A 21,230-nucleotide genomic window follows, 5' to 3' on the forward strand; every position below is an offset into this window, starting at 1 on the left:
ACGCAAAGGAACGCACTGATGAAGCTCTACGACGCCGCACTCAAAGCCATGTTCCTTCTTCCGCCGGAGCGCATTCACGGTGTCATGAGCACCGCGCTGCACTTGCTGCATGTCGCACGGCCCGTGAACCGCGCCATGGAGCGCGTGGTGCGGGTCCACGATCCGGCACTGGAGCAGGAACTCTTCGGCGTGCGCTTCCCGGCACCCTTGGGTTTGGCTGCTGGTTTCGATAAGAACGCCACCGCCGTTGACGCGTGGGGCGCCATCGGATTTGGCTACGCCGAGCTGGGCACCGTAACCCCGAAACCGCAGCCCGGCAACCCCGCGCCGCGCCTGTTCCGCCTGCCGAAGGACAAGGCGATCTTGAACCGCATGGGATTCAACAACGAGGGCGCACTCGATGCGGCGCAGCGTCTCAAAGCCAAGCGCTCGAATGACGTCATCGGCATCAACATCGGCAAGAACAAGACTCAACAGGACGCAGTGACCGATTACCGCGCCGGCGCGACGGTGCTGGGTCCGCTCGCTGACTACTTGGTGGTCAACGTTTCCTCCCCGAACACACCGGGGCTTCGAGACCTCCAAGCAGTCGAGGAACTGCGGCCAATTCTGCAAGTTGTTGTTGAGGCGACGGACACGCCTGTACTGGTGAAAATCGCACCAGATCTCTCCGACGAGGATGTCGATGCCGTGGCAGACCTCGCCCTAGATCTCGGACTCGCCGGCATCGTCGCAACCAACACCACCATTTCCCGCGACGGCCTCTCCACGCCTGCTGGAGACGTCGAGGCGATGGGAGCCGGCGGCATTTCCGGCGCGCCGCTCGCGGACCGCGCGCTTGAGGTGCTTACCCGCCTGTACAACCGCGTGGGCGATCAGCTGGTGCTCATCAGCGTCGGCGGCATCATGACGCCCGAGCAGGCGTGGGAACGAATCACCGCGGGGGCAAGCCTGCTGCAGGGCTACACGCCGTTCATCTACGGCGGTCCGGGGTGGATCCGGGGCGTGCACCAGGGCGTCGTTAAGCAATTGAAGCTCCATGGCCTCAGCCATATCTCTGAGGCTGTAGGCAGCGGCCTTACATGGAAAGACGGCGCAGAATAAGCGCGCAGAGCAGCGCGCCGACACCCCACATCGCGAGCCAGAACGTCGGGGTGAGGGCGAGCACGGTGTTCGGCGCGATGATGCCAACGCCGATCAAGATGACCGCGACCGCGAGCAAGATGACTTGTTTGCGGGAACCTGCCTGAGTCTTGTCCGTGGTGGCGAACGCGCCGACGATAATCGCGGCGACCACCGTGAGCAGAAACTGCGGCGTGAGCGCGTACACCTGCTCACCACGCATGAAGGCGAGGAAAGCGAAAATAAACAGCACGGCGGCGAGAGCGAGGAACGCTCCGCCGGCGCGCAGTTGAATGGGGACCATGGGCCGGATGTTACCGGGCCGGACTACTTGTTCTCGTACCAACCCCAGAGGATGGCGCGTCCAAGGGTGTGAAAGAAGAGGTTGAAACCAAGCTGCGTCGGATTCGCGATCTCTTCCGGGTCGAACTCCGTGTCCACCGCGTGGACGGCGAAGAGGTAGCGGTGCGGGCCGTGCCCCTGCGGCGGGTTAGCGCCGTAATAGCCCTGGACGCCGGAGTCGCCGGTCAACACCGTAGCTCCTACGCCCAGCCCAGCTTCTGAACCGGCGCCTGCGGGAAGTTCGGTGACACTGGCCGGAATGTTGAATGCAGACCAGTGCCAGAACCCGGAGGCGGTCGGCGCGTCTGGGTCGAAGCATGTCACGGCGATGGACTTGGTGCCCTCGGGCAGACCAGACCAGGCGAGCTGCGGGCTAACCGCGTCGCCACCAGCATGCTTGTCGGGCAGCTCTTCGCCGTCCTGGAAGTCGGCCGAGGAGAGTTCGAAACTAAGCACGTCCTTCAGCGGAGCGTACGGATCTGGGCCAGGGAATCGATCAGAAATATAAGAAGCAGTCATGGCTCCATTCGTACCGACTTCCGGTGACCTCTGCTACCCAATTTCGCCGAGAAGAACACCCCGCAAAGGTAACAAATCTGGGTTCGACACCGGCAGTGCGCTGGCGATTTGGCGATGTCCGACCCCCGCCCTATAGTTATCGAAGTGCCCAGCCGAGAGGCTGAACAAACACCCTATGCCCGGGTGGCGGAATGGCAGACGCGCTAGCTTGAGGTGCTAGTGTCCTATTAACGGACGTGGGGGTTCAAGTCCCCCCTCGGGCACAAACACACCGGCCCTGTGAACAGCAGAAACACTGTCCAGAGCCGGTTTTTCTTGCGATAGCGACGGGAGGGATCGTGCCGAAGCTCTCCGCACGCCGCATCTTCCTTCTCATCCTCGCAGCTGCCGTGTTCATTGCCGCGTGGGCAGTGCTCGATGTCCCCCCGCTCGCAGTGCTGCGCCAATGGGCGGATGAGACCGGCCCGTGGTTCCCTGTGCTGTTCTGGCTGCTCTACATTGCGGTCACCCAGTTCCCGATTCCCCGCACCATCATGACGGTGTCTTCCGGCATCCTGCTCGGCAGCGCGCTGGGCATCACCGTCGCTGTGACCGCCACCATGGTCTCCGCGGTGGTTTCGTTGCTCATCGTGCGCTTTCTGCTGCGGGACTTTGTGGCGCCGCGGCTCACGCACCCGTCAATCGAGACCATTAACCAGCGACTCGAAGCCCGCGGATGGCTCGCCGTCGCCAGCCTGCGCATGATCGCATTCGTCCCCTTCTCCATCCTCAACTACACGGCGGCACTCACTCGTGTGCCGGTTCTGCCGTTTGCAATCGGGACCTTCGTGGGCTCGCTGCCAGGCACTATCGTCACGGTTCTCTTCGGAGATACCCTCACAGGAGAAGCCTCGCCAGTGGTCGTCGTCGCCACCGTCATACTGAGTCTTGCAGGTTTCGCAGGATTGCTTGCCGACGCCCTCTTACCCGCCTCGGTCAAACCTGACGCGACAAGAACGCGGCCGGGAGTAAAGCCTCAGAGGTAGACGCGTAGACTTAGCCACCATGATTGGCGTCCATGCACGGTACCGAGGCCGCGACAAGCGGCGCGCTGACGTGGTTGCCCGATCCGCCGAGGTGCTGGCGACTCTGCCGGGAGTCTCGCCGTTTGAGATGGTGAGCGTGGAGGACATCCGCACCGACGTAGATTCGCCGGAAGCCGCACTGAACCTAGTAATGGCCCTGCTCTCCGACGGCAATTGGGCAATCGGGCTTGGTATCACGCACAACGGGCGCGGCGTCTACGCAGCATCCGACGCGGTTGGTACGCGCCCCGCGCAGGTGAAGGTCGGAGTGGATACCCGCCACCCCGGCACGGCAGCGGAGGATATCGCAGCGATATTCACCCTCATCGGCCACGTACTGCACAAGCGAACCTTAGAGGGCCGCGAAGCGACCTCACTCGTGCGCAGCGGAATGAACCAAAACGAAGCGGCCCGCGAGCTGGGCATCTCCAAACAGGCGATGAGCCAGCGTCTGCAGGCCGCTGGGTGGCAGGCGGAACAATCCGGGTGGAAGCTCGCTCTGCACCTAATCACCCGGGCCGAGGCTGATCAGGCCACTGGATCTACTGGTTCTACTGACCCGGTTGCGGGGGCATAGGCGGGCGCTGGAACTGGCCGTAATCTTCGGGCCGCAGCTCAGAGGGCTGCACCGGCTCGCGCTGCGCCTCTTGGCGCGGCTGCGACTCCACCGCCGGGCTCACTGGCTCACCCGCACGAACTCGCGACACGATGCCACTGCCGGATTCAATCTCCCGCTGGGACGACTCCCGCGGAGCTTCCTCGCGCGGGCTAGCTGGAGCCGGATGCTGCGTCGGGTCCGGCTCGTCGACGTGCTTATTGGCCACTGCGCGGGCTTCGGCAAGTGCCTTAGCTAGCTCCGGGTCGGTAGAGGTGTCGAACCATTTGTCCGTGTCGTCCTGGCCGGCCATCTCGCGGGTCGCATCGTCGACGCGCTCCGCCTCGTAGCGGAACACACCGTCGTCGTCCTTATCCGCGAAGGCACGGGCGAACTGCTCCAGCGAGTTTCCGAACTGCGACGGGATCATCCACATCGTCGCCGCCTCGTTATTCGCTATCTTGGGCAGCTTGTCCAGGTACTGGTACGCAAGGAGTTCAGGCGTGACACCCGCCGACTTGATGGCTGCGTTAACCTTTTGGATCGCGCGCGCCTCACCCTGAGCCTCGAGGAACTTGGCCGCTCGCTCACCCTCTGCTCGCAGGATGACCGCCTGGCGTTCTGCCTCGGCGTTCAAGATTGCAGCGTGCTTTTCGCCTTCCGCAGAAAGGATTCGCGCCTGCTTCTCACCCTCGGCCGTCTTGATGTCGGATTCGCGCTTACCTTCCGCGGTGAGGATCATCGCGCGCTTCTCGCGGTCCGCCTTCATCTGCATTTCCATCGATTGCTGGATCGATGGCGGCGGATCAATTGCCTTGAGCTCAACTCGGCTGATGCGCAGCCCCCACTTCGCGGTCGCCGCATCGAGCTCGCCACGCAGACGGCGGTTGATGGTCTCGCGGGAGGTCAGCGTCTCTTCCAGAGTCATGCCGCCGACAACATCGCGCAGGGTCGCCACCGAGATTTGCTCAACACCAACGAGGTAGTTGTCCACGCCGTAGATGGCCTTCGCCGGGTCGTTGATCTGGAAGGTCACCACTGTGTCAATCGCAACGGTCAGGTTGTCTTGGGTAATTACCGCCTGCGGCGGGAACGACACGACGCGTTCACGGGTGTCGACGCGTGCGCGGACGCGATCTACGTACGGAACCAGCAGCGTGAGACCACCGGACACCGTGCGGGTGTAGCGGCCGAGGCGCTCGATCACAGCGGCCTCACCCTGGGGGATCAACTTCACAGATGCGAACAGCAGTGACGCCACCAGGACAATGATGACGGTAAAAGCGATAAGCGCTCCCATTTACGCACTACTCCTTCCAGACGACCGCCACGGGGCCGTCGATTGCGGAAACGGTCACGAGCTGGCCGGCAGGAATCTTCTCCGCCGGATCCAGAGCCCGGGCAGACCAGATAGAACCATCGAAACGCACTTGCCCCGTAGTCGGAGTGATCGCTTCTACGACTTCCGCACGTGAGCCCACCAGGGCGCGCGGAGATTCGTCGTAAAGCATTGGTGTGTCAAGGCGCTTGCGCAGGTATGGGCGCAAAAAGAACCAGAACCCCGCGGAGGAGACGGCGAACATGGCCACCTCCGCCCACAACGGGACACCGAGCAGCGAAATGCCAGCGGTTGCCAACGCTCCAGCTGCAAGCATGAGCAGCGTCATTTCCCCGACCAGAAGCTCAAGTCCTGCGAGGATGCCAGCTGCTATGAACCAGATCAAAGCACCCATGGACTTGAGACTACACGGCAGGCACAGCTACACGTCGGCCTTAGAAAGCTCCGGATTGGTCACGAAATCCACCAGACGCTCCACCGCGCCGATCAGCGTGTGGTCGAGGTCGCGGAATGTGGAAACCGAATCGTAGACGCGATGCCAACCGTCCTTCGGGTCCGACCACCCGAGCCGCTGGCACACGCCCGTCTTCCAGTCCTCGCCGCGCGGGACGTCCGGCCACGCGCGAATGCCCACGCTGGCGGGTTTCACCGCAGCCCAGATGTCGATGTAGGGGTGGCCGGTTACCAGCACGTGTTCGCCGACATTCTCCACGAGGCGGGACTCCTTCGTGCCTTCGATCAAGTGGTCCGCGAGCACGCCGATACGTCGACCGGGCCCCGGCTGGAACTCGGCGAGACGCTCCGGCAGGTTGTCCAAGCCTTCGAGGTATTCGACCACCACGCCCTCGACGCGCAGGTCGTGGCCCCACACCCTCTCCACAATCGCCGCATCGTGGATGCCCTCCACCCAGATGCGGCTCGGCATGGCCACTTTCGCCTTGACTCCCTGCACCTTGCGCGAGCCGGAGTTCGAATGCGTGGGTGCGCTTTGCTGCGGCGCCACGTAGCGCGTCAACGTCACCCGCTGCCCCTCGAGCAGAAACGCGCCAGGGAGCAGCTTGAACAGGCGCTGCGTGCCGCGGCGGTCTTCCAGTCGCACAAAGTCACCGTCGTAGGTGCGCTCGGATCCGACCACGGCACCGACGAAGTCGTCGCCAACCACCTCGACCACCATCCCCGGCTCGGCCGGCACCTGCGGATACGTCGGTTTCCGCGTCCGTGCATGGCCTTTGAGGATGTCGCCCCCGTAACGGTCATCGTGCCTCGAAGTGCTCATAGTGGCAGGGATTGTATCCGTTAAGATCGCTGCCGTGCATACCCGCGCCGAAGTCTATTCCCCGCTCCAAAACACCGCCGTCTGGCTCGCGGCCTGGCTCTACGGAGTCGAGTCCACCGACGACACCATCGATGCACTCACAGACCGCGGAGGCACCCACAGTTACGGTGGTCAGGGGCTTTCGCAGTTGCTTGCCGACGCCCGGTTGGAAGCCGCCTTGGATTCCCCCGAACCCGTCATCCGCTTGGTGCTGTGGGGTCCAGGGCAGGCTCCTGGTCTTAGGGCCGGAACCCCTGCGATGCAGGCGCTGACCCCTGCCGGCGCGATCGTGATTCGCGGCGAGGGGCTCCGCTCCCACATTCTGGTACCGTCCTACGACTCCAGCGGCCCCCGGCCGGGCGTCTCCTGGCGCTGGTTCGAAGACGACGAGCGCCTTCCCGAACCGGAATGGCTCTCACCCGGCGAGGCCGACGCGCTGTTATCTCAGGCGACGAATGACGCAGCCGCGCTCATCGAAACCGCCGGCGGCACGCGCGCTGAGCTGCCGAATCCGCGGTTGGCCGTGGGCACGCTGGCCGATTTCTACGACACACCAGGGCTTCCCGCCGGAGTTACCCCGAGAGCGGCGAAACTCTTCGCCCGCGCGGATCGCGTCGCGGCGACCATCGAGACCGTGACTGATCGGCTCGGCGACCACAGCTTTGACCCGCAGCTGTTCGCGCTCTGGCGACACATCCGCTCCGCGCGCATGGCAGGAGTTGCGGATGCGGTGATGGACTATCGCCGCGAATGGGCGTCGTAAAGCGAAATGCTCTTAACGACGAACCGGCGCGCAGCACTCAGGCGCACAGGGCGCACCGTTGACTGTGCAACCCTGGACCGTGACTGTCGAGAGGGTCTGTGGCTCGATGCCCTGCGCGACGCACTCAGCGATGTCAACTACCATGTCCGCGAACTCCTGCTCGAGGCCGACGGTGGGAACGCGATCAAGCGTCATGCCGCGGGCCTCGCACGCCTCCTTGAGCTCGGTGTCCAGATCCCAGACAACCTCCATGTGGTCCGTGATGAAACCGACCGGGACGGCGATGATGTGGGTGATGCCGGCAGTCTCGTTGAGCTCCTCGGCACGATCGACGATGTCCGGCTCGAGCCACGGGGTCGCAGGGTTGCCCGAGCGAGACTGCCACACGACCTCGTAATCATCGACGCCTGCGGCCTCAGCGATCAAGCGCGACGCTTCTGCCACCTGGCGGGAGTAGAGATTCGCGTCGCTCGGACCACCGGCAGCATCGTCGGCGGCGTTGGGCACACTGTGGGCGGTGAAGAGCACCTTGGTACCCGATTCCGGAGCTCGCTCGAGGGCTTCGCGGGTGTGCTGCGCCATGAGATCCACAAACGACGGGTTGCCGTAAAACTGCCAGAGCTTGGTGTATTTGATCTCCGGCGTAACTTCGCGGATGCGCTGGATATCCTCGTCGTACTGGCGGCAGGCGGAGTAGCCACCCCATGCGCTTGTGGCGAAGACCAGCACGTTCCGGTGCCCGTCTTCTGCAATCTGCTTTGCCGTTTCCTCTGCGAACGGGTGCCAGTTGCGGTTGCCGAAGTACACGGGAAGCGCGTGGTCACGTTCATCTAGGGCATGCTCGATGCGGCTGATGAGTTCGCGGTTCTGCCCGTTGATCGGGCTTACCCCTCCAAAGTGGAAGTAGTGCTCACCGACTTGAGCCAGCCGCTCGCGGGGAATGCCGCGGCCACGCGTGACATTCTCCAGAAATGGAATGACCTCGTCCTCGCCTTCGGGACCACCGAAAGAAAGGACGAAGAGTGCATCGTAGTCAGAAAGCGCCATGAGTTTCATCGTAGTGACACGTGACCACCCACCGGCGCATCTTGCTCTGGTTCCTAGAGGAGACGCACCGCGTACTCCGACATGTTCGACCAGCGCACCGGAACGATGGAGACATTCTGGCCCGATTGCGGAGCCTCGATCATCATGCCGTCGCCGAGGTAGATGGCGACGTGCTGATTGCCACCCGGGCCCCAGAACAGCAGGTCGCCACGCTGCGCCTGGCTCGGGTCGATCTTTGTGCCGCGCTGGTACTGGTACCCGGTGTAGTGCGGAAGCGAGATGCCGGCTGCGGCGAAAGCGTAGAGCACGAGGCCGGAACAGTCGAAGCCCTTCACAGAACCGCCGTTAACACCAGTGGTTGGACCGTTGGCATCACCACCGCCCCAGACGTAGGGGGTGCCGACCATCGCTTCCGCGCGAGCGATGACGGTTTCGACCTGAGCGGAATTAGCGGTCGATGCAACCTTAGCGACCACTTCTTTGACGTCCTCCGTTTTCGATTCCGCAGTTTCAACCTCGGGCAGGATCGACTCGACCGACGGAGACACTTCTGAGACCTCGGTTGATTCCTCTGCAGCCTCCGTGGTTGCAGAAGCAGCGGGGGTATCAGCACGCGATGGTGATGCATTCAACTGTGCTTGGACGTTTGCCACGACGTCGGAGGGCGATTCAGACGCGAGTCCCATGCCGTTTTGGAGACCGCCGGCGAAAGCGGTGACGATTTCACTCGCACTGTAATTCTCCGACACACCGCTTGAGGTGGCACCTGATCCTCCGCGGTTCGAAGAGCCAGCGCCGCTCAGCGGACTCGCATACGGGTCTTCAAACGTCGCGTGCGGCAGCTGCGACGCGCCGACAAGCGCAGTGGCGGCGACAATACCTGCAGCTTGAGCAATGACATGCTCAGAGATGTCGAGGCCGGTGGGCTGGTCGGTGGCGGTAGCACCCTTTGCCGCATATGCAGTGGCGACCGCTTCCGCGACCGTGTTCTCGTCCGCGAGAGGTGCCTCAGGTGCCAGCTCCGCTACCCGGTTAGTCACTTCCTCGATGACGTCCTGATCAACGGATGCTGGATCAACCGTCACCGGAGCGGTCTCGGCATTCTCCTCCTCGGTGGTCTCTTCTTTCTCGGTGGTCTCCTCCTGGGGAACACTCTCAGGTCGCACTTCTGCGAGGCTCGTCTCTGCCTCCGCAAGTGCGGCCTCGGCGGCCGCGAGTTCAGTAGAGCGCTCTTCGAGCGTTGCCGACGAGCTGTCGAGCAGCGAACGTGCCTCAGTCTCTGCACGACCTGCCGCTTCTGCAGCCGCCTCCGCGAGCTTCAGCGCCTCGCGTGCAGTTGATTCCTCATTGGCGGCTTCGGTGCGGGCGCGCTCGACTGTTTCGAGGGCAGCGCGCTTCTCCGCCATCCCGCTGCGGATGAACTGGGCGCGGTCGAGCGCGTCCTTTTGCGTAGCGTCACCTGCAAGGGCAGAAATCCTCGCAGACCCTGACCCGCGGTACTGCGAGCGGGAGAACGATTCGAGATCCGCACGAGCAGCATCGACCGCTTCTTGAGCGGCCTTCAGCCGTTCTTCGGCTGCATCGGCCCCGCGGCGAGCTTGCTCCGCGCGCGCCTGAGCATCGCGCAGATCCACGAATGCTCGATTGACCTGCTCTTGGAGGCTACCCATGTCGAGCTGCAGGGCATCAACATCGGCCTGAGCTTTGGCCACGGCAGACACTAGTGCGGCAGCAGACGGAGCGCCGGTTGCGTCATCGCCGCTCGCGACGGGCGCGAACAGCAACGAGGACAGAGCAATAGTTGTCGAGCAGGCGACGGCGCCGGCCGTGAAGCGCAGCCGAGGGCGGCGCGCATCCCGAAACAGGTTGACCACGGAGGTACTCCTCACACCGTGCACCACACCGCCGCAGAATCATGCGTGCATGACTGGTGCACTGATCCTAGCGGCATGGCAAGCCTGAAGGCTTGACGCACGGCTATATCGATTGACTACTGATGCGGCGCGGGGATCAACAGTGGCATGCATCCTCACTCGGTCTCATGCCCAGAACTTGGCGTGCTTCCCCACATGCCCGATCTGTCCACATCACCAACTTGACTAGGGCTGGCAACTCCGCGCAAGAGAACGTGAATGATTCATGCTTCTGTCAACTCACGAGCCGACACGAGAACCATACGACACGTAACTAGTCTGTTTCACAATCTTTACCAATAATCACATTGGTCAAGTTTCCTCCCGTTACCACTCACCCGTTCCAAGCAGGTGTTATGACGCGGCGGGAATTCATGGTGATGTTCGTCACACCATGGATAGCAAACGGATAGCCTTCTTATCAGCCGGCCAGGTAAAGGTCTTGCTCTTGACCTAAGGGTGGTAGCTACACCGTGTCGGTTGTCGCCGACGATCGGGCGCCAAACACGGTTGCCGTAACAACCAGAACCACCACGAGAAAAGCGGCTACCGCAACGCCCATCCACGGCACTGACAGCCCGTCCGCTTCCGCAAAGAATGCGCGAACCCCATCCGCATAATCGGGTTGGCTCGCCATCGCGCGCTGCCCCTGCTCTATTTCGGCACGAGTCAAATCGTCGCTTACGCCTACCGCCGCGTGGGGAGTCCGGATAAGTACAGTCTCAGCCCCTGTTTCGATCTGAAGATCCTGCGCGAGATCTCGAAGCTGCGGCACGTGCTGGGGTGTGTGCTCAAGCACGACAATATTCACTTGATCGGCAGCTGACCCACCGGAAGCACCAACGTCGGTAAGCGCCTCCTGCAGGTCCGCTTCCAGCGCGGGATTCACTGGGTTATCGGAGCCAAACGCGATGCCGTCTTCGCGGAGCTGCACAACAAGGTCAGCGAGATCGGTGCCTTCAGAGATGTGGGCGGATGACATGGTGGCCGGGTGCCAGACTTTCGCGCTAGTTAGTGACTAGGTAATGAATCGTTTGGATATGGGATGGCGCTTTCAAGATACCGTCGATAAGCGAAAGCTCCCGACAACTGGGCGGCAAACCCAAAAACATTACGGGCGTACTGTTAGTATCAACTCAGAACTGTGGCGGCTCGCTTAAGATTGAGGGTTGACCGCCATGGGTCACATACCCAAATAACGATGAGAAATGGAGCTCACTGTGGCTGAAAGCAAGAACTCCTTCAACGCAAAGAAGACGCTCGAGGTCGGCGATAAGTCTTATGACTACTTCGCACTCGACGCTGTCGAAGGCATGGAGAAGCTTCCCTACTCCCTGAAGGTGCTTGGCGAGAACCTGCTGCGCACCGAGGACGGCAAGAACGTCACCGAAGACCACATCAACGCGATCGCAAACTGGGATCCCTCGGCTGAGCCGTCGATCGAGATCCAGTTCACCCCGGCCCGCGTGCTGATGCAGGACTTCACCGGCGTTCCGTGTGTGGTTGACCTGGCCACCATGCGTGAGGCAGTGAGCGCTCTCGGCGGCTCCCCGGAGCAGGTCAACCCGCTGAACCCGGCAGAGATGGTCATCGACCACTCCGTGATCATCGAGGCATTCGGCTCCTCCGACGCTTTGGATAAGAACGTTGAGATCGAGTACGAGCGCAACGAGGAGCGCTACCAGTTCCTGCGCTGGGGTGCAGAGAACTTCTCCAACTTCCGCGTTGTGCCGCCGGGAACCGGCATCGTCCACCAGGTCAACATCGAATACCTCTCCCGCGTCGTGTTCGACAACGAGGGCGTTGCATACCCGGACACCTGCATCGGCACGGACTCCCACACCACCATGCAAAACGGCCTGGGCATCCTGGGCTGGGGCGTGGGCGGCATTGAGGCTGAGGCCGCGATGCTGGGCCAGCCGGTCTCCATGCTCATCCCGCGCGTGGTTGGCTTCAAGCTCACCGGCGAGATCCCTGCCGGCGTGACCGCGACCGACGTCGTGCTCACCATCACTGAGATGCTGCGCGAGCACGGTGTGGTGCAGAAGTTCGTCGAGTTCTACGGCAACGGCGTCAAGCAGATCCCGCTGGCAAACCGTGCCACCATCGGCAACATGAGCCCGGAGTTCGGCTCCACCTGTGCGATCTTCCCGATCGACGAGGAGACCATTAACTACCTCCACCTCACCGGCCGCTCTCAGGAGGACATCGACCGCGTCGAGGCGTACGCCAAGGCGCAGGGCATGTGGCTGGAGCAGGACGCTGCCGAGGCCGAGTACTCCGAGTACCTCGAGCTGGACCTGTCCACCGTCGTGCCATCCATCGCTGGCCCGAAGCGCCCGCAGGACCGCATCCTGCTCTCCGATTCCAAGCAGACCTTCCGCAACCAGCTGCCGGAATACAACACCGCAGGCGACGAGACCTTCGAGCCGGTGCGCGCTGAGAAGGTTGAGACCGTTTCCTACAACGAGTCCTGGCCGGGTAACGGCGAGTCCGCCGCCGAGGGCGCTGAGGGCCGCGCGTCCAAGCCGGTGATCGTAGAGTCCCCGCAGGGTGGCGAGTACACCCTCGACCACGGTGCTGTTGCGATTGCCGCCATCACCTCCTGCACCAACACCTCCAACCCGTCCGTGATGGTCGGTGCGGCGCTGCTGGCACGCAAGGCTGCCGAGAAGGGCCTGAAGGCCAAGCCGTGGGTCAAGACCATCATGGCCCCTGGTTCCCAGGTCGTGGACGGCTACTACGAGCGCGCCGACCTGTGGAAGGACCTGGAGGCCGTCGGTTTCTACCTTTCCGGCTTCGGTTGCGCATCCTGCATCGGTAACTCCGGCCCGCTGCCGAACGAGATCTCCGAGGCGATCAACGAGTACGACCTGACCGCCACCGCAGTGCTCTCCGGCAACCGGAACTTCGAAGGCCGCATCTCCCCCGACGTGAAGATGAACTACCTCGCGTCGCCACTGCTGGTCATCGCTTACTCCATCGTCGGCACCATGGACTTCGACTTCGAGACCCAGCCGCTGGGCCAGGACCAGGACGGCAACGACGTCTTCCTGCGCGACGTATGGCCGTCTACCGAGGAGATCGAGTCCACTATCGCCTCCACCATCTCCCGCGAGATGTACGAGGCTGACTACGCCGACGTGTTCAAGGGCGACGAGCAGTGGCAGGGTCTCGACGTCCCGGAGGACGAGACCTTCCAGTGGAACGAGGACTCCACCTACATCCGCAAGGCACCGTACTTCGACGGCATGCCGGAGGAGCCGGAAGATGTCACCGACATCGAGGGCGCTCGCGTGCTGGCCAAGCTGGGCGACTCGGTGACCACCGACCACATCTCCCCCGCTTCCTCGATTAAGCCGGGCACCCCGGCTGCGGACTACCTCGACTCCCACGGGGTCCAGCGCCAGGACTACAACTCCTTCGGCTCCCGCCGCGGTAACCACGAGGTCATGGTTCGCGGCACCTTCGCCAACATCCGCCTACGCAACGAGCTGGTGGATGAGCAGGGCGGCTACACCCGCGACTTCACCAAGGAAGACGCGCCGCAAGACTTCATCTACAACGCCGCGATGAACTACGAGAAGGAAGGCATCCCGCTCGTCGTGCTCGCAGGCAAGGAGTACGGCACCGGTTCCTCCCGTGACTGGGCCGCGAAGGGCACCAACCTGCTCGGCGTGCGTGCCGTCATCGCAGAGTCCTTCGAGCGCATCCACCGCTCCAACCTAATCGGTATGGGCGTGCTGCCGCTGCAGTTCCCGGAGGGTGAGTCCCACGGCTCGCTTGGCCTGGACGGCACCGAGACCTTCACCATCTCCGGCATCACCGCCTTCAACGAGGGAGACGAGATCCCGAAGACGGTCCACGTGAAGGCCGAAAAGGACGGCGCTGACGCGATCGAGTTCGACGCTGTGGTGCGCGTGGATACGCCGGGTGAGGCGGAGTACTACCGCCACGGCGGCATTTTGCAGTACGTGCTGCGCCAGATGGTCAAGAGCTAAATAGCACCACCCGGAGGGGCTGCTCGGTTGCTTGCCGGGCGGCCCTTTCGTCGTCAAGCAAGAAAGCCCCCTCATGCCGATTATCAGTGAGCTTGAACTCTCCCGCCGCCGCCAGAGCATCATTGATGCTGCTCGCGCTTGCTTTGCGCGCTATGGCTTTGAGGGGGCGACCGTGGCACGGCTGGAGGAGGCAACCGGCAAGACGCGCGGGGCGATCTTCCACCACTTCGACGACAAGGAGGCGCTGTTCCTCGCCATCGTCAGCGAGGACGTGAAGCGCCAGGCGGAAGTCGTGAGCCAACGCGGCCTAGTCGAGGTGATGCGCGACATGCTGCACAACCCCGACGAGCACGACTGGATGGTCACCCGAGCCGAGATCGTGCGAAAGCTCCGCACCGATCCCGAGTTCGAGTTGCGCTGGAGGGAGCATCAAGAAGTGCTTGACGACGCAGTGTTAGCCCGACTTCACGCCAATACCCAAATGCGCGACGACGTTCCGGTTGAAGTGGTTCAGACCTACTTGGAGACGGTGCTCGAGGGCTTCATTACGAAGCTGGCGGCAGGTGAGGAGCCGGAACGCCTCGAGGCGATGCTTGATGTTGTAGAACAATCGGTTCGCGGCTGAGGCTGGCACGATTCAGTGAAAATAGACCAAGCGGTATAGACTTGCTGCATGCCTAAGCTCCTCTTCTTGTCACTGCGAAACGGTGAGATCGGCCCCGACGTGGCCCGCGCCGAATACCACGACGCGCTCAAGGCAGCTGGGATGGATGAGGTCGACATGGAGCTTCGGATCATCGACTCGACCGATGCTGCGGTGGGGCCGCTGACCGGCATTGACGGGGTAATCGTTGGCGGAAGCTCGTTGAACGTGACGAACGCGGAGACTGAAGCGGGCTACGACGACTACCAACGCCACGTGCACGCACTGCTCGGGGATCTCGTGGAAACGGGCTTGCCGGTGTTCTTTGTGTGCTTCGGGCTGTCGTGGCTGGTGCACTACTGCGGTGGTGCCGTTGGCCGCGACCGCCCCGAGGATTCTGGGCCAACTGACGTGCGCCCGACGGAGGCAGGCCGGTTGGATCCACTGCTGGCTGGGGCACCAGAAGTGTTCACCGCTCTGACCGGGCACACTGAGAACCCGCAGGGTGTGCCGGATGGTCTGGAGTTGCTCGCCGAGGGTCCAGACGGACTAGTGCAGATGGTGCGCTGCGGCAAGCACGTTTGGGCAACACAGTTCCATGCCGAGATGGACGCGGACGCCATGCGCACCCGCATGGACTTTTACCACGACTACGGCTACTTCCCCGCCGAGGAATACGCGCGCATCGTCGCCGACCTGCCGAACCACGACGTAGCGTATGCAAACGGGCTCATCCGAGCCTTCGCGCAGTACTGCGACGCAAAGGCACGCTAGCCGGGCTACTTAATCGAGTTCGGCGACTGTGGCGTCGCCGTCTTCGAACTCGAGGGGATTGTCGGCGAACGCCTCACCGCGGTTGACCGCCTCGACGATCACGTCGGCGACGAGCTCGCGCGAGGTTTCGGAGCCCTCCGCCCTCGCGCTGGTGAGGACAGCGATGCCGTTCGACGGGCCGTCGGTAAGCAGTGTGGGCCCCAAGATTTGGTGCGAGAGCTGCGAGTCGAGCAGACGGCGATCGACTGCCTTCTTGCTTTCGACATACGCGTACCAAGATGAGCCATCGTCATCGGTGGTGGCATCCTGCGCGCCAGCGTAGGAGACGTTGATAAGGAACGGCGCGAAATCTTCGAGCTGCTCAAGCGCGTCAATCATGGTCAGCGCCGCGTCGCGGTCGACGGCGAAAGTCTTTTCCGGGCTGCCGCCGCCGGCGCCGGCGGACCACACCACAATGTCGAACGGGGTGAGCAGACGCGCCCATGCCTCAACGTCGAGCTCAGTGAGATCCTGGACGATCACGGTTGCACCAGCTTCCTTGAGATCTGCAGCGTGATCCGGGTTGCGGACGAGCGCCGCGACGTGGTGGCCCTCGTCGACAAGCTTCGGGACGGTGTGCTTGGAGACATTGCCGCCGGCGCCGAGAACGAGGACGTAGGCGGAGTCGGACATGGTTTCAGAGTCGATCTCAGACATGGCTCCCACGGTAGTGAAACAGGCGTGAAAGTGCGCCGGCGGTGGTGTGGCCGTGTGACTGCTGGGATACCCTTATCCACCATGCACGCAATCATCACCACCACTGGCCAAGACCGGGTAGGCATCATCGCCGGTGTGGCCCACGCGGCCGCCGAGCGAGACCTGAACATTGTTGACCTGTCGCAGACGCTGATGGAGAACTACTTCACCATGATCATGCGCGTCGAGGTGCCGGCTGGCGCCGACATGGGTGAGCTGCAAGACCACCTGACTGCGGCCGGCGACAAGCTCGGCGTGGTCGTGCGCGTTCAGGCAGAAGACCTCTTCACCGCAATGAATGAGATTTAACGATGGCGATTGATCTGGATTTCAAGTCGCACCGCATCCTCGATGTCATTCACATGATCGAGGACTACCGCCTGGATATCCGTACCGTCACTATGGGTATCTCGCTGATCGGCTGCTCGCGTCCCACAATGGAGGCGACCGCGCAGGCGGTGTACGACCGAGTGACCGAGCGCGCCGCGCAGCTCGTGCCGGTGTGCGAGGGCATCGAGCGCGAGCTGGGCATCCCGATTGTGAACAAGCGCATCTCGGTCTCCCCCATCTCGCTCGTCGCCGCGGGTGTGGAGGGCAACCCGGTCGAGATTGCCCGCGCGTTGGACCGCGCCGCAGCCCAGCTTGGCGTCAACTTTGTGGGCGGCTACTCGGCCCTCGTTGAAAAAGGTGCAACGGAGGCGGATTCCCGGCTTATTCGGTCGATTCCGGAGGCGCTGGCGTCGACAAGCAATGTTTGTGGCTCCGTGAATGTGGCGACCTCCCGCGCGGGCATCAACATGGATGCGGTGGCTGAGATGGGCCGGGTGATCAAGGAGGCCGCCGAGCTGACTGCCGACGAGTCATCGATTGCCTGCGCGAAGCTGGTTGTGTTCGCGAACGCGGTGGGCGACAACCCATTCATGGCCGGCGCGTTCCACGGCATCGAGGAGCCGGACACCGTGGTGTCTGTCGGTGTGTCGGGGCCGGGCGTGGTGGATCACGCGATTGGTTCGCTCGAGGGCGCGTCGCTGAACGAGGTGGCCGAGGAGATTAAGAAGGCCGCGTTCAAGATCACGCGCGCCGGCCAGCTGGTGGGAAACATGGCTTCGGAGCGCCTCGGCGTGCCGTTTGGCATCGTGGACCTCTCCCTCGCGCCGACCGCTGAGATGGGCGACTCGGTTGCGCACATCCTCGAGCACATGGGGCTGGATCAGGTGGGCACGCACGGCACAACGGCCGCGCTTGCGCTGCTCAACGACGCGGTGAAAAAGGGCGGCATGATGGCCTGCTCGCGCGTGGGCGGGCTCTCCGGCTCCTTCATCCCGGTTTCGGAGGACCAGGGCATGATCGACGCAGTGCGCGCCGGGTCGATCACCATGGACAAGCTCGAGGCGATGACGTCGATCTGTTCGGTGGGCTTCGACATGATCGCGATCCCGGGTGACACCTCCGCCGAACTCATCGCGGGCATGATTGCCGACGAAGCCGCGATCGGCGTGATGAACCACAAGACCACCGCCGCGCGATTGATTCCCGTGCCGGGCACTAAGCCTGGCGACGAGGTCAACTTCGGCGGCTTGCTCGGCTACGCGCCGGTGATTCCGGTATCTGCGGTGGGCAACGATGCCTTCATCCGCCGCGGCGGCTTCATTCCCGCACCGGTGCACGGATTCCGGAACTAGGTTCGTCGACTTATTTTCTCTACTTAGTTTCTCACCAGGGCTTGACCCTCACGCGACGTCATAGTTCACACTGACGTCATGAGAATCTCCGACGTCGCGCGCGCCGCCGGCTGCTCCGTGCGCGCTATCCGCCACCTCCACGAGACCGGAGCCGTCCCCGAACCCGCCCGCACCAGCGGCAATTACCGCGACTATTCGGCCCCCGACCTGGTCGCGGTGCTCCGCGCTCGAGCACTCATCGATGCGGGGGTTGCGGTCGCAGACATCCACTCACCCGATGCGGTGGAGCGCTCCATTTCGCTTATCGACGCCCGGTTAGCACTGCTTTCCCAACAGCGAACGCGCCTCATCGCGTTGCAAAAGAACCCGGTCGGGATGCCCGCAGATGTGCGAGAACGCCTGCTTGAGGTGCTGGGTGACTCCGACTACGCACAGTCTGAAGTCGACGCGTTCGACTTGATGGCGGTGGCTGGTGTTGCTACTCCGGCAACGTGGGAGACGCTGCGTGCGAACCTCGGTGACGATGACTGCGTTGTGGCGTCGCGGGAGCTCGCGGATATCTGGGAAGAGCTGGGGCGGATGCGGGAGCGGGATGGGCGGGTTCAAGGGGCCGTCGATAAGCTCAAGGCCCTGTATCCGCTGACTGTGATGCGGGGTGTGGCTGCGACTTTGATCCCGGGTGACCTGACGCTGGAGTTCGGCGACCTGGAGGTTCAGGGGGCGCAGGGGGTTGCGGTACGAGCTTTGGCGGGTGAGTTCGATGCGTAGGGTGTGGGGTTTGATTGAGCGGCATCCGGCAGTGCGGATGTGGCGGTATGAAATGGGGTTATACCGGGATCTCGTGCGGTGGGTTCGTGGCCGAGTGGTGGTTCCTGATGGGGCGACGGTGCTGCCGCATCAACCGGGGAGACTGCAGATGGTGGGGTTCCTTACCGCGGTGATGCTGATCGAGCTTGTAGTGGTGCATTTTCTGCTTCCTGCAGGGGTGGTGCGGGTTGTGGCGCTGGTGCTTTCGGTGTGGGGGCTGGTGTTTGTGTGGTCGATGATTGCCGGCGAGCGTGTGCGTCCTGGGTACGTGGATGATCGCGAGCTGGTGCTGCGGCGTGGGAAGAAAGTGTTTGCGGTTGTCCCGTTGGCTGATATTTCGGATGTGCGGAGTGATCGGACCTTTGAGGCGGAGGTTGCTGTTGGTGGCGGCGAGCTTGTGGTTGGCGGGCCGGTCGGGACAGATGTAGTGGTGGAGCTGTGGTCTCCTGTTGCGGCCGCCCGTGACCGTTATCCCTGGCAGAAGCCTATTTGGGAGGATGCGGAACGGGTGCGGTTTTACTCGGGCGGTGGTGCTGGGGTGTTGGAGCGGTTGGGCGCTGCGCAGCTCGATGTCCACTGAAGTGTACGTTCAGACCCTTCCCTTGTGTCGGTGGCGTTCTGTATATTCGAGATGAGTACAACCGCACATCTGTTTGAAGGGAGGGTTCATGGTTACGGAGCTGGAACGCAATGTCGACGTCGTCGGCAATGCTCTATTCCAGATCCGAGACATGTTTGAAGACCCCTCCGAAGTGGCGTTTGACGATGTGCGCGAGTCAATGGAGAAACTCGAGGCGATCTTCAATGCCAAGGCCCTGATCGACGCTGCTTTTGCGCACATCTGTGAACGCGATGAGGCCGGGCGGCGCGTTGGCGCGAAACATCCGAATGCGTATTTGAAGCAGTGTTTGGGCTTGTCGCCTAAGGAGGCGTACGACCGACTCGCGCGGGGCAAGGACCTGTTCGCGGAGCCGCCTGCGCCGGGCACGGGTGAGCATGAATCCGATGCCGATGGTCAGTCAACCGGCAACGACGGCGATTCGGCCCAGGATGCCGCGGAGCGTGAGGCTGCGGAACGGGAGCGTGCAGAGCGTGAGCGCCGAGTGCGAGAGGAGCAAGAGCGGGCGAGACAGCAGGCCCGCGAGAACCAGAAGAAGGCCCGTGGCCAGGCCAGCCGCGTGAGCAGCGAGAAACAAGCCGCTATCCGCCAGGAGCTGGACAACCTCCTCGACGCTGCGCAGGGCGAGCGGCAGCGCCTGCTTGCCGACGCCATGCGTGAAGCCCTCACCCGCGATGTAGCGGATCTCCGGGCCACCGTGCGGCGCTGGGTGAATGAGGAGAATCGCAAGCACCGGCAGCCTCACAATCCGAATGCGGGAATGGAAAAGCGTGGGGTGGTCGTCAGCCAGCGGAAGGCGGACGGCACCTTCGACATCCGCATCACCGGTGTCGCCGGCGACACAGCGCTAATAAAGGCGTTGCTGGATAAGGGCGCCGCCCCGAATTCGAACCTGCCGGAGGGCGTGGAGGACTACCGCTCCCCTGCCCAGCGCCGCTACGACCAGCTGATGCAGATTTTCAAGCACTACGACTCGTGCAAGCAACAGCGAGAGGCCAACGGTTGCGCTTCGGTGGTAGTCAGTGTGACTCTCGACGATCTTGCTGATGCCGATGCAACAACGCGGTTCAGCACCAGCACCGGCATCGACCTCGATGGCTTCGACCTCGTCCGCCTCGGCATGGACGGCACCGCCGATTTCGTGCTCACGGTTGAAGGAGCGACTGGGGTGCCGCTGAATCTGCAGCGTTCCACGAGGATCGCGTCGATTGCGCAGCGGGTCGCGTTACTCGCGGTGGACGGGGTTTGCGCCTGGGCTGGGTGCAGCGTGCCGTTGAGCGAGTGCGAAGCGCACCACGTGCTTGCTTGGATCCGGGGCGGGAATACGGACATCGCCAACCTCACCCCATTGTGTCGGGAGCATCACCGCCAGAACAACGACCACTGGGACCACAGATACAACAAGAGTCACATGGAGTACGAACCCGGGGAAGGTCGAGCGGGTTTACGTAGACGGGGCCGAGGCAATCTCGAGTTCAATCAGTCAGACGGAGCGCGGCACTCTGCGGTGCGCAGGTTGCGAACTCGTGGGCGACCAGAGAATCATGGTCAGCCTCGTGATCCCGGGCAATCAGAGTTTCAGCTAGTGCTGCAGGGCCAAGACCCTGACCCGCCGTTCTAAACTCAGGCGTCTCGACGAGAGCGTGCGTCACCGCTTCTTGCCTGCGGCGAAGTAACTTGCCCAGCCTACGACGTCGACGAAGGTGATCAGCGGTGCCCACACCCACTTCGGACCTCGCACTTTGCGCTTCTTCGCCCGCGCCAAATCGGTAAGAGCGAGCGTCTTGGCTACGCCGTCGATCAGGAGAAAAGCCCCAAGGACCTGACGCTGGCGGCGCGATAGGGAGTTCCAGCCTTCCCGTGAGGTTTTTATGAGGTGGGCGAAGAGTTCTGCACGCGAATCCTTTTCCATGACCTCGACCCTACCCCGCTGCCCGTGCACTAGATTTA

The 21,230-nt window shown here is 62.8% G+C and carries 22 protein-coding genes and 1 tRNA gene; 13 read left to right on the plus strand and 10 right to left on the minus strand.

The genetic code is table 11. The features are described from left to right. The first annotated feature begins 18 nt into the window (after positions 1–18). A complete protein-coding gene (locus CGLAUT_RS06280; protein WP_290184074.1) occupies positions 19–1,104 on the plus strand; it encodes a quinone-dependent dihydroorotate dehydrogenase in 1,086 nt (361 codons plus the stop codon). Here the strand turns inward: CGLAUT_RS06280 and CGLAUT_RS06285 are convergent. Together CGLAUT_RS06285 and CGLAUT_RS06290 are read right to left on the minus strand one after the other, a co-directional pair. Next, the gene (locus CGLAUT_RS06285) at positions 1,079–1,426 is read right to left on the minus strand and encodes a hypothetical protein (RefSeq protein ID WP_290184076.1); all 348 of its coding nucleotides are present in this window, start codon (positions 1,424–1,426) and stop codon (positions 1,079–1,081) included. The two genes, CGLAUT_RS06280 and CGLAUT_RS06285, sit on opposite strands and share 26 nt — an antisense overlap. Before the next feature lie 23 nt (positions 1,427–1,449). Next, positions 1,450–1,983, minus strand: a complete 534-nt coding sequence (locus tag CGLAUT_RS06290; protein ID WP_290184078.1) for a YbhB/YbcL family Raf kinase inhibitor-like protein — start codon at positions 1,981–1,983, stop codon at positions 1,450–1,452. Between the two features lie 177 nt (positions 1,984–2,160). On the opposite strand from CGLAUT_RS06290, the gene CGLAUT_RS06295 reads away from it, so the two are divergent. The 3 genes from CGLAUT_RS06295 to CGLAUT_RS06305 all read left to right on the plus strand — a co-directional run bounded on the left by CGLAUT_RS06295 (position 2,161) and on the right by CGLAUT_RS06305 (position 3,624). After that, positions 2,161–2,246: transfer RNA gene (locus CGLAUT_RS06295), tRNA-Leu, on the plus strand. Between the two features lie 75 nt (positions 2,247–2,321). Next, positions 2,322–3,008 (plus strand): TVP38/TMEM64 family protein, encoded by a 687-nt coding sequence (locus tag CGLAUT_RS06300; protein WP_290184080.1) that lies wholly within the window; start codon positions 2,322–2,324, stop codon positions 3,006–3,008. 19 nt (positions 3,009–3,027) lie between these two features. After that, positions 3,028–3,624 carry a MarR family transcriptional regulator gene (locus CGLAUT_RS06305; protein ID WP_290184082.1) on the plus strand — a complete coding sequence of 199 codons (597 nt, stop codon included), beginning with the start codon at positions 3,028–3,030 and terminating at the stop codon, positions 3,622–3,624. Here the strand turns inward: CGLAUT_RS06305 and CGLAUT_RS06310 are convergent. The 3 genes from CGLAUT_RS06310 to CGLAUT_RS06320 are packed head-to-tail and all read right to left on the minus strand — an operon-like array spanning position 3,599 to position 6,257. Then, positions 3,599–4,942 (minus strand): SPFH domain-containing protein, encoded by a 1,344-nt coding sequence (locus tag CGLAUT_RS06310; protein WP_290184083.1) that lies wholly within the window; start codon positions 4,940–4,942, stop codon positions 3,599–3,601. The two genes, CGLAUT_RS06305 and CGLAUT_RS06310, sit on opposite strands and share 26 nt — an antisense overlap. Positions 4,943–4,949: 7 nt before the next feature. Next, positions 4,950–5,375: an NfeD family protein gene (locus CGLAUT_RS06315; protein WP_290184085.1), complete on the minus strand. Its 426-nt coding sequence runs from the start codon at positions 5,373–5,375 to the stop codon at positions 4,950–4,952. A gap of 27 nt (positions 5,376–5,402) precedes the next feature. Next, positions 5,403–6,257 carry a DUF3097 domain-containing protein gene (locus tag CGLAUT_RS06320; RefSeq protein WP_290184087.1) on the minus strand — a complete coding sequence of 285 codons (855 nt, stop codon included), beginning with the start codon at positions 6,255–6,257 and terminating at the stop codon, positions 5,403–5,405. Between the two features lie 34 nt (positions 6,258–6,291). Here CGLAUT_RS06320 and CGLAUT_RS06325 point away from each other — a divergent pair, with 34 nt between their 5' ends. Continuing rightward, positions 6,292–7,059, plus strand: a complete 768-nt coding sequence (locus CGLAUT_RS06325; RefSeq protein WP_290184088.1) for an Rv1486c family protein — start codon at positions 6,292–6,294, stop codon at positions 7,057–7,059. A gap of 12 nt (positions 7,060–7,071) precedes the next feature. Here CGLAUT_RS06325 and CGLAUT_RS06330 read toward each other — a convergent pair whose 3' ends face one another. From CGLAUT_RS06330 to CGLAUT_RS06340, 3 genes are all read right to left on the minus strand, one after another. Then, positions 7,072–8,106, minus strand: coding sequence for a ferrochelatase (locus tag CGLAUT_RS06330; RefSeq protein WP_290184090.1), 1,035 nt, complete (start codon positions 8,104–8,106; stop codon positions 7,072–7,074). A 53-nt stretch (positions 8,107–8,159) separates the two neighbouring features. Continuing rightward, positions 8,160–9,980: a DIP1281 family NlpC/P60 protein gene (locus CGLAUT_RS06335; RefSeq protein WP_290184092.1), complete on the minus strand. Its 1,821-nt coding sequence runs from the start codon at positions 9,978–9,980 to the stop codon at positions 8,160–8,162. A gap of 505 nt (positions 9,981–10,485) precedes the next feature. Next, a complete protein-coding gene (locus CGLAUT_RS06340; protein WP_290184094.1) occupies positions 10,486–11,001 on the minus strand; it encodes an Rv1476 family membrane protein in 516 nt (171 codons plus the stop codon). 238 nt (positions 11,002–11,239) lie between these two features. Here CGLAUT_RS06340 and acnA point away from each other — a divergent pair, with 238 nt between their 5' ends. The 3 genes from acnA to CGLAUT_RS06355 all read left to right on the plus strand — a co-directional run bounded on the left by acnA (position 11,240) and on the right by CGLAUT_RS06355 (position 15,437). Beyond that, complete coding sequence (gene acnA, locus CGLAUT_RS06345; protein ID WP_290184096.1) at positions 11,240–14,020, plus strand: aconitate hydratase AcnA; 2,781 nt, start codon at positions 11,240–11,242, stop codon at positions 14,018–14,020. A 73-nt stretch (positions 14,021–14,093) separates the two neighbouring features. Continuing rightward, a complete protein-coding gene (locus CGLAUT_RS06350) occupies positions 14,094–14,645 on the plus strand; it encodes a TetR/AcrR family transcriptional regulator (RefSeq protein ID WP_290184098.1) in 552 nt (183 codons plus the stop codon). A 48-nt stretch (positions 14,646–14,693) separates the two neighbouring features. Further along, a complete protein-coding gene (locus tag CGLAUT_RS06355; RefSeq protein WP_290184100.1) occupies positions 14,694–15,437 on the plus strand; it encodes a glutamine amidotransferase-related protein in 744 nt (247 codons plus the stop codon). A 9-nt stretch (positions 15,438–15,446) separates the two neighbouring features. On the opposite strand, the gene CGLAUT_RS06360 is transcribed toward CGLAUT_RS06355, so the two are convergent. Next, entirely contained in the window at positions 15,447–16,133 is a 687-nt protein-coding gene (locus CGLAUT_RS06360; RefSeq protein WP_290184102.1) for an NAD(P)H-binding protein, read from the minus strand. A gap of 81 nt (positions 16,134–16,214) precedes the next feature. Here CGLAUT_RS06360 and CGLAUT_RS06365 point away from each other — a divergent pair, with 81 nt between their 5' ends. From CGLAUT_RS06365 to CGLAUT_RS06385, 5 genes are all read left to right on the plus strand, one after another. Continuing rightward, on the plus strand, positions 16,215–16,481 hold the full coding sequence (locus tag CGLAUT_RS06365) for an ACT domain-containing protein (RefSeq protein ID WP_290184103.1): 267 nt from the start codon (positions 16,215–16,217) through the stop codon (positions 16,479–16,481). 2 nt (positions 16,482–16,483) lie between these two features. Then, positions 16,484–17,854 (plus strand): PFL family protein, encoded by a 1,371-nt coding sequence (locus CGLAUT_RS06370; RefSeq protein WP_290184105.1) that lies wholly within the window; start codon positions 16,484–16,486, stop codon positions 17,852–17,854. 78 nt (positions 17,855–17,932) lie between these two features. Beyond that, positions 17,933–18,622 carry a MerR family transcriptional regulator gene (locus tag CGLAUT_RS06375; protein ID WP_290184106.1) on the plus strand — a complete coding sequence of 230 codons (690 nt, stop codon included), beginning with the start codon at positions 17,933–17,935 and terminating at the stop codon, positions 18,620–18,622. A 52-nt stretch (positions 18,623–18,674) separates the two neighbouring features. Continuing rightward, the gene (locus CGLAUT_RS06380; RefSeq protein WP_290184108.1) at positions 18,675–19,241 is read left to right on the plus strand and encodes a hypothetical protein; all 567 of its coding nucleotides are present in this window, start codon (positions 18,675–18,677) and stop codon (positions 19,239–19,241) included. Between the two features lie 88 nt (positions 19,242–19,329). Then, on the plus strand, positions 19,330–20,901 hold the full coding sequence (locus CGLAUT_RS06385) for an HNH endonuclease signature motif containing protein (protein ID WP_290184110.1): 1,572 nt from the start codon (positions 19,330–19,332) through the stop codon (positions 20,899–20,901). Between the two features lie 27 nt (positions 20,902–20,928). Here the strand turns inward: CGLAUT_RS06385 and CGLAUT_RS06390 are convergent, their stop codons facing one another. Further along, positions 20,929–21,192 (minus strand): PLDc N-terminal domain-containing protein, encoded by a 264-nt coding sequence (locus CGLAUT_RS06390; RefSeq protein ID WP_290184111.1) that lies wholly within the window; start codon positions 21,190–21,192, stop codon positions 20,929–20,931. Positions 21,193–21,230 lie beyond the last annotated feature (38 nt).

Source organism: Corynebacterium glaucum, from assembly GCF_030408855.1.
GTDB classification, from domain to species: Bacteria; Actinomycetota; Actinomycetes; order Mycobacteriales; family Mycobacteriaceae; genus Corynebacterium; species Corynebacterium glaucum.

What these genes read in the sequence shown, in the direction of transcription:
- CGLAUT_RS06340 (WP_290184094.1), bottom strand. Translation starts at nt 11,001, where the DNA reads ATGTCATCCGCCCACATCTCTGAAGGCACCGATCTCGCTGACCTTGTT.
- CGLAUT_RS06360 (WP_290184102.1), bottom strand. Translation starts at nt 16,133, where the DNA reads ATGTCTGAGATCGACTCTGAAACCATGTCCGACTCCGCCTACGTCCTC.
- CGLAUT_RS06365 (WP_290184103.1), top strand. Translation starts at nt 16,215, where the DNA reads ATGCACGCAATCATCACCACCACTGGCCAAGACCGGGTAGGCATCATC.
- CGLAUT_RS06315 (WP_290184085.1), bottom strand. Translation starts at nt 5,375, where the DNA reads ATGGGTGCTTTGATCTGGTTCATAGCAGCTGGCATCCTCGCAGGACTT.
- CGLAUT_RS06355 (WP_290184100.1), top strand. Translation starts at nt 14,694, where the DNA reads ATGCCTAAGCTCCTCTTCTTGTCACTGCGAAACGGTGAGATCGGCCCC.
- CGLAUT_RS06320 (WP_290184087.1), bottom strand. Translation starts at nt 6,257, where the DNA reads ATGAGCACTTCGAGGCACGATGACCGTTACGGGGGCGACATCCTCAAA.
- CGLAUT_RS06290 (WP_290184078.1), bottom strand. Translation starts at nt 1,983, where the DNA reads ATGACTGCTTCTTATATTTCTGATCGATTCCCTGGCCCAGATCCGTAC.
- CGLAUT_RS06380 (WP_290184108.1), top strand. Translation starts at nt 18,675, where the DNA reads ATGGGGTTATACCGGGATCTCGTGCGGTGGGTTCGTGGCCGAGTGGTG.
- CGLAUT_RS06285 (WP_290184076.1), bottom strand. Translation starts at nt 1,426, where the DNA reads ATGGTCCCCATTCAACTGCGCGCCGGCGGAGCGTTCCTCGCTCTCGCC.
- CGLAUT_RS06330 (WP_290184090.1), bottom strand. Translation starts at nt 8,106, where the DNA reads ATGGCGCTTTCTGACTACGATGCACTCTTCGTCCTTTCTTTCGGTGGT.
- CGLAUT_RS06350 (WP_290184098.1), top strand. Translation starts at nt 14,094, where the DNA reads ATGCCGATTATCAGTGAGCTTGAACTCTCCCGCCGCCGCCAGAGCATC.
- CGLAUT_RS06310 (WP_290184083.1), bottom strand. Translation starts at nt 4,942, where the DNA reads ATGGGAGCGCTTATCGCTTTTACCGTCATCATTGTCCTGGTGGCGTCA.
- CGLAUT_RS06305 (WP_290184082.1), top strand. Translation starts at nt 3,028, where the DNA reads ATGATTGGCGTCCATGCACGGTACCGAGGCCGCGACAAGCGGCGCGCT.
- CGLAUT_RS06375 (WP_290184106.1), top strand. Translation starts at nt 17,933, where the DNA reads ATGAGAATCTCCGACGTCGCGCGCGCCGCCGGCTGCTCCGTGCGCGCT.
- CGLAUT_RS06280 (WP_290184074.1), top strand. Translation starts at nt 19, where the DNA reads ATGAAGCTCTACGACGCCGCACTCAAAGCCATGTTCCTTCTTCCGCCG.
- CGLAUT_RS06390 (WP_290184111.1), bottom strand. Translation starts at nt 21,192, where the DNA reads ATGGAAAAGGATTCGCGTGCAGAACTCTTCGCCCACCTCATAAAAACC.
- CGLAUT_RS06385 (WP_290184110.1), top strand. Translation starts at nt 19,330, where the DNA reads ATGGTTACGGAGCTGGAACGCAATGTCGACGTCGTCGGCAATGCTCTA.
- CGLAUT_RS06370 (WP_290184105.1), top strand. Translation starts at nt 16,484, where the DNA reads ATGGCGATTGATCTGGATTTCAAGTCGCACCGCATCCTCGATGTCATT.